Origin of the sequence: Pseudomonas sp. Sample_9 (genome assembly GCF_004307535.1) — a bacterium.
GTDB lineage: Bacteria > Pseudomonadota > Gammaproteobacteria > Pseudomonadales > Pseudomonadaceae > Aquipseudomonas > Aquipseudomonas mercuritolerans.
Genome location: NZ_RAZO01000193.1, coordinates 13,874 through 20,534, shown reverse-complemented (window position 1 = coordinate 20,534; position 6,661 = coordinate 13,874). Strand labels below are relative to the sequence as shown.

The following is a 6,661-nucleotide window of genomic DNA, read 5'->3' as shown; positions in this document are numbered from 1 at the left end:
CGGCTCCCGCAACCAAACATCAAAAAAGGCTACTCGAAAGAGTGGCCTTTTTTGTATCTGTTGAAAAAGTCCTTTCGCAACAATGATCTGTCACTGTGCAGTGAACCGCTGGGGATCATCAGAACCACTGACTTGCGACTATGCTTGAGTCGCAGACAGGGTTTGTGCAATCCAGGAACTGCCCTCGCCGATGCCCGACGAGAGGCGTAGTATTTTGTGATTATTTTTTTCTACAGGGATTGGTAACTTGGCTGGATACCTCCATCCTGTCGCGCACAATCCAAGAGGTGATTGATGCGCGCCAACTCGTCTGATCCACAAGACACCGTTACAGCAGAACAACCGATCAAGCCCCAGCGATTGCGCTGGCTGGATCGGTTAAGCAAATACCGTCAGCCGATCGGTCTGGCCGTCACGTTGCTGCTGTTTGCCATTGCCCTGATTGCCTGCCGCCATCTGCTCGCCGAGCTCGATCTCTATGCGCTGCACGACTCGATTCTCGACGTGCCGAAACCGGCCCTGCTCGGTGCCATCGGCGCGACCGTGGTCGGCTTCATCATTCTGCTCGGTTATGAATGGTCGGCCAGCCGCTACGCTGGTGTGAAACTGCCGCCGCGCACCCTCGCGCTCGGCGGCTTCACTGCGTTTGCGATCGGCAACGCGATCGGCCTTTCGCTGCTTTCCGGCGGCTCGGTTCGTTATCGTTTATATGCGCGACTGGGCGTCGGTGCGTCGGAAGTCGCGCACATGACCTTGTTCGCCAGTCTTTCGCTGGGCTGCGCCTTGCCGCCGCTGGCAGCGCTGGCGACCCTGAGCAATCTGCCCGCTGCCTCGCAGGCCCTGGGATTGTCCGAAGTCTTGCTCGGCTCCGTCGCCGCAGCCGTATTGATCCTCGGTGCAGTGCTGGCGATCGGCATCTATCGCCGTCGTCTGCCGGAACAACCCTACCCCGACAATCTGCTGGTCCGTGCCGGGCGGCGCACGTTGCGCCTGCCGGGTCGACGCCTGACCTTGCTGCAACTGGTGATCACCGCCCTCGATGTCGCGGCTGCCGCCACCGTTCTCTACTTGTTGCTGCCGGAAGCGCCGCCGTTTGCGCCGTTCCTGCTGGTGTATCTGTTGGCGCTGGCCGCCGGTGTACTCAGTCATGTGCCGGGCGGGGTCGGCGTATTCGAGGCGATTCTGCTCGCCGCGTTTGCCGACAAGCTCGGCGCCGCACCGCTGGCCGCTGCCCTGCTGCTGTATCGTCTGATCTACGTGGTGCTGCCGCTGCTGGTCGCTTGCGTACTGCTGCTGATCAACGAAGGCCAGCGCCTGTTTCAATCCCAGACCATGCGCGCGGCGTCCGGTCTGGCTGCGCCGGTTCTGGCGGTGCTGGTGTTTCTGTCTGGTGTGGTGTTGCTGTTTTCCGGCGCCACCCCGGAGATCGACACGCGCCTGGAGCACATCGGTTTTCTGATCCCGCATCGTCTGGTCGACGCCTCGCACTTCGGCGCCAGCCTGATCGGCGTGCTCTGCCTCTTGCTTGCCCAAGGCCTGCGCCGGCGCCTGTCGGCAGCGTGGATGCTGACCACCATTCTGCTGCTGGTCGGCGCCCTGCTTTCGCTGCTCAAAGGCTTCGACTGGGAAGAAGCCACGCTGATGACGTTGACGGCCGCGCTGCTCGGCGTGTTCCGCCGCTCCTTCTATCGCCCGAGCCGTTTGACCGAACTGCCGTTTTCGCCGCTGTATCTGGTCGCCAGTCTCTGCGTGCTGGGCGCTTCGGCCTGGTTGCTGCTGTTCGCCTATCAGGACGTGCCCTACAGCCATCAGCTCTGGTGGCAGTTCACCCTTGATGCCGACGCGCCTCGCGGGCTGCGCTCGCTGCTTGGCGCTGCTGTGTTGCTGGTGGTGGTTTCGCTGACATGGCTGCTGCGCACCGCGCGGCCTGTGATTCATTTGCCAACTCCAGACGAACTGGATCGCGCGGCAAAGATTCTCATGGCCTCGTCGCAACCCGACGGCGGCCTCGCGCTGACCGGTGACAAGGCGTTGCTGTTTCATCCCAACGACGAGGCGTTCCTGATGTACGCCCGCCGTGGCCGCAGTCTGGTGGCGCTGTACGACCCGATCGGGCCGAGCCAGCAACGTGCGGAAATGATCTGGCAGTTCCGCGACCTCTGCGACATCCATCACACCCGTCCGGTGTTCTATCAAGTGCGCGCGGAGAACCTGCCGTATTACATGGACATCGGCCTGACCGCGATCAAGCTCGGCGAAGAAGCCCGGGTCGATCTGCTGCGCTTCGATCTGGAAGCCAAGGGCAAGGAGATGAAAGACCTGCGCTACACCTGGAACCGTGGCACCCGCGATGGTCTGTCGCTGGAAATCCACGAGCCGGGTCAGGCGCCGATGGATGAGCTGAAGGTGATTTCCGATGCCTGGCTGACCGGCAAGAACGTGCGCGAGAAAGGCTTCTCCCTCGGCCGCTTCAGCGACGATTACCTCAAGCACTTCCGCATTGCGGTGATTCGCTTCGAAGGCCGCCCGGTAGCGTTCGCCAATCTGCTCGAGACCTATAGCCACGACCTGGCCAGTCTCGACCTGATGCGCGCGCACCCGGAAGCGCCGAAGCTGACCATGGAATTCATGATGGTCGGCCTGATTCAACACTATAAGAGTCACGGATACGCGCGCTTCAGCCTGGGCATGGTGCCATTGTCGGGGTTGCAACCCCGGCGCGGCGCACCACTGACCCAGCGCCTGGGCTCGATGGTTTTCCGCCGTGGTGAGCAGCTGTACAACTTCCAAGGCTTGCGCCGCTTCAAAGACAAGTTCCAGCCTGACTGGGAACCCCGTTATATGGCCGTGCCCGCCGGACTCGATCCGCTCGTGGCGCTGGCCGACACTGCTGCCCTGATCGCGGGCGGCTTGACTGGATTGGTGAAACGCTGATGATTCAACGCTCCCTGAAGTACATCCTGGCCGCCCTGCTGGTGCTGGCCGTGATTGCCGGCGGCGGTTACTGGTACCTCAAACGCCCGGCACCGGAACCCACCGTCGAACAACTGAAACCCGCCGATGGCGCGGCCATGACCCGAGTGATCCCGGGCAGCAAGCCGAAGGCTCAGGTGCTGGTCGCCGTTACCGAAGAACAGAAGCTCTCCGAAAAACAACTGACCACCCTCAGCCGCAGCGCCTCGGCGCAGATCGTCCAGGTGATTCTGCCCAAGGATTGCCTGCTGCAAAGCCGCGCCCTGCAATCGGGCCTGCGTGAACTGAACGGCCCGGCGACATTGGTCAGCGGCATCGGCCCGGGCGCTGTGCTGGCGTGGCGCTGGCTGGCGGAACAGAAAGACGACAAGGCCCAGGCCATCTCTGTCGATCTGGCCCTGGAAAAACCCGGCTGCACCCACCTGCTGCCGAAATCCGCCGCCCACGGCCACTGGCTGGTGGCATGGAACGACAATCCGGACGACGCCAGCGCAGGCTTCGTCCGCGATCAGCCGAACGCCGAAACCAGCATCAGCGACTACGACATCAACCTGCCGCAAGTGCTGAACAACGAACTGCGCAAAATCCTCGTCGGCGGCGACAAGGCCAACGGCGGCCTGGCGATTCCGGTCGTGGAAGTGCCGGCCGGTCAGGCCAACGACACCGTGACCCTGTTCCTCTCCGGCGACGGCGGCTGGCGCGACCTCGACCGCGACGTGGCCGGGGAAATGGCCAAGATCGGCTACCCAGTGGTCGGCATCGACACCCTGCGCTACTACTGGCAACACAAGAGCCCGGAGCAGAGTGCACTGGACCTCACCGAACTGATGCAGCACTACCGGCAGAAATGGGGCACCAAGCGCTTCATCCTCACCGGCTACTCGTTCGGTGCCGACGTTCTGCCAGCGATCTACAACCGCCTGCCAGAGAACGAACAGCAGCGCGTCGACGCGATCATCCTGCTCGCCTTCGCCCGCACCGGCAGCTTCGAAATCGAAGTCGAAGGCTGGTTGGGTAACGCCGGTAAAGAAGCCGCCACCGGCCCGGAAATGGCCAAGCTGCCAGCGGCCAAGGTTGTGTGCATCTATGGTGAAGAAGAGACAGATGAAAGTGGCTGCACCGACAAGACTGCTGTGGGTGAAGCGGTGAAACTGCCCGGCGGGCATCACTTTGATGAAAACTATCCGGCGCTGGCCAAGCGCTTGGTGGAGCTGATTCAGAAGCGCCAGAGCAAGGACTCGGTGGCTGAAGAGTGATCTGAAGCGCATCCACAAAAAGCCCCCGCAACTTCACGGTTGCGGGGGCTTTTTACATCCCAGCAGCCACCAAATTCCCCTGTGGGAGCGAGCCTGCTCGCGAAAGCGGTGGGTCAGTTTACAGATTCGTCGACTGACACTACGCCTTCGCGAGCAGGCTCGCTCCCACAGGGAATATGGGGCTGGATTCAGACAACTGATCAGCCCCGCTGGCCAAGCTGAACATCTATCCACGTGACATCATCGTCGCCAACGCTAAAGTCGCTATCCGGGGCCGCCAACAAACTGCTTTGCTGGGCTTGCGTCAAGTCCGCCCAAAAGCCATCAGTGACAAATACCAAGCGCTCAACAGCGTCCAGTGCACAACAAACAAAGTCAGGGTTCGGAACCCGATTGATCTTCAAGCATCGTGTAACCGAATTTCGCGCGGGGTCTCGCGCCAACTCACAGTGCGAACGGTCGCGCCGCCAATTGGCCTTGCAGTGAGGTGGCGTAATCCAATCGATGGCACCCGCCAACGTCACAATCCCGCATGAACAGTCTCCCTCGTATGCAACGGTAAGTCGGCCATGAGCGACCAAGCCAATCAGGTAACAGATGGCTCCCGTCTGATCAGCAGGCAACGACGCATGAAAATCCGCCAGTATTGAACCCAATAGGCGCTCAACAGCTGCGGGCTCTGCAGGATAGCTCCCCTGCTCCATCTGTGTGGAATGAGCCGCCAACATACCGCTTACGAAGCATTCAGCCAGCTGTCCACTGCCGCGCTTGGAAGTGCCATCCGCCACAACAAAAAAACCACCGTCACCCTCACAGGTCGCTCCGGCATAGTCATTATTTGCTCTGCTGGCTTGCCCAGTGATTGAACGGGAGTGGTATCTCATACGCTGGCCAGCGCTTTCATACGCCTGTGAATAATCTGCCCTCTGCCTGGATTCGCCTGCACCGAGCCTGAACTTTCGATCACGTAGCCAACCCCATCGAGCGCCATCAGTTTGCGGATTCCATCTGTGACGAACGCCTTAAGGTCGCTGTCGGCTTGGCCCACCTCCTCCAACAGCTCCGGCCGACCATCGATCAAGATGATCATGTCCTCGACATCCTTGTGATAAGGATCACCATTTCCCCGACCAGCGAAAGCTTCCAGTTTGGTCGTGAGAAAATACGCGGGTTGGAAAATCTGGATGACCGTGCCGCTGGGCAGAGTGAATTTATCTGCCCTCGCCAGCCCCTCGACGAACCAGCGGTTGGCATAGCCGAGTACTGCAGGGTCGGAAGGCATGACATCCACAACAACGTCATTGAAGCGAAAACGACAATTGACCTCGTCCTCACCGGTGATCTTGAATCCCTTGGCAGCCAGCCGTTCAGTGAGTTGGTTCCAGGCGCTGATACCGGCCAACTCGATCACTAAATCAACGTCATCAGTGAAACGAATGTCGTCCAGCACGGCTGTATCTGTAACCAGCATGGCAGTTGTACAACCGCCAACAAAAGCAACTTCGGCGAGAAACGCCTCGCCCAAGCCTTCAGCCACGAACTCAATAAGTTCGTAGTTGTGATCCGCGTTTGACGACATGTTATTTCAGCCCCATCCCTGCCTTCAGAATACTGATTGCCACACCACACTCACGCGGACCACCCAGACGGATTGCATCAGCGAGCGCCAGATAGTGGTAAAGGATCCGGTCTTTTTTCACCGCTTCCGGCACTGTTTTGTAAAGCGGCTCGATTGCTTGACCTCGCTCGGTTCCCTGCGCATCCGGCCAGACCGGAATCAAACCACCCGCACTCTTGATGCTTTTGGACAGCGCAGGCGCCGCAAAACCTGTGGGTATGCCACGAACCATCGCGCCAGGCTTGACCGGAAAGAAGTACTTCAGCGCGTGCTCGGTAATTTTCAGCAGTTCTCGGCGGTGCACTTTGGCAAGCCCGGTGTCGTAATCATGAATGAGCAATCCAGATTCCCGGCACCGGGCGAGAGCATTTGAGACTTCGCTTTTGCTCAGCCCGAGAGAGGCAGACAGCGCACGCAGAGAGTAGCGATCACTCCAACTTGTCAGCGGTGGATCAGATGCTGGTTCCGCCCATCCCTCCCAGCCTGGCCCATCAGCGAAAGGCGAATCGAGTTCGCGGCGATGGAAGATTGTGTCTTCCCCATCAGTGGAGTAGGTGACCAATGGCTTCCCCACACTCTCCCCTGCGGTCATTGGGCTGACGACATAAGGCCTGAGCAGCTCTTCGACCCTGTCCGAATACGATTCGGCCTCCATCTCCTTCAAAAGGTTCTCTTCCTGAGCGTGGAGACTGGCCATCTTGAACAAAAGTAAAATGTCTTGACTCTTCATTTAGCTCAAAACCTCAAGTGTCCACATTCCATAAAACGTGGACACTTGTCTCACTGCCGAGGCCGGGTCGTCAAGCCCTTGGGT

At 59.8% G+C, this 6,661-nt stretch carries 4 protein-coding genes; 2 read left to right on the top strand and 2 right to left on the bottom strand.

Annotation, left to right across the window (positions count from 1 at the left end):
- Nucleotides 1-294 precede the first annotated feature (294 nt).
- Both mprF and D6877_RS10620 read left to right on the top strand, forming a co-directional pair.
- Nucleotides 295-2,934 (top strand): bifunctional lysylphosphatidylglycerol flippase/synthetase MprF, encoded by a 2,640-nt coding sequence (gene mprF / locus D6877_RS10625; protein WP_130910721.1) that lies wholly within the window; start codon nt 295-297, stop codon nt 2,932-2,934.
- Complete coding sequence (locus D6877_RS10620; protein ID WP_130910720.1) at nt 2,934-4,229, top strand: AcvB/VirJ family lysyl-phosphatidylglycerol hydrolase; 1,296 nt, start codon at nt 2,934-2,936, stop codon at nt 4,227-4,229. Before mprF ends, D6877_RS10620 begins: the two co-directional genes overlap by 1 nt.
- An 880-nt stretch (nt 4,230-5,109) precedes the next feature.
- Here the strand turns inward: D6877_RS10620 and D6877_RS10610 are convergent.
- Nucleotides 5,110-5,808 (bottom strand): hypothetical protein, encoded by a 699-nt coding sequence (locus D6877_RS10610; protein WP_130910718.1) that lies wholly within the window; start codon nt 5,806-5,808, stop codon nt 5,110-5,112.
- A gap of 1 nt (nt 5,809) precedes the next feature.
- The gene (locus D6877_RS10605; protein WP_130910717.1) at nt 5,810-6,577 is read right to left on the bottom strand and encodes a MarR family transcriptional regulator; all 768 of its coding nucleotides are present in this window, start codon (nt 6,575-6,577) and stop codon (nt 5,810-5,812) included.
- Nucleotides 6,578-6,661 lie beyond the last annotated feature (84 nt).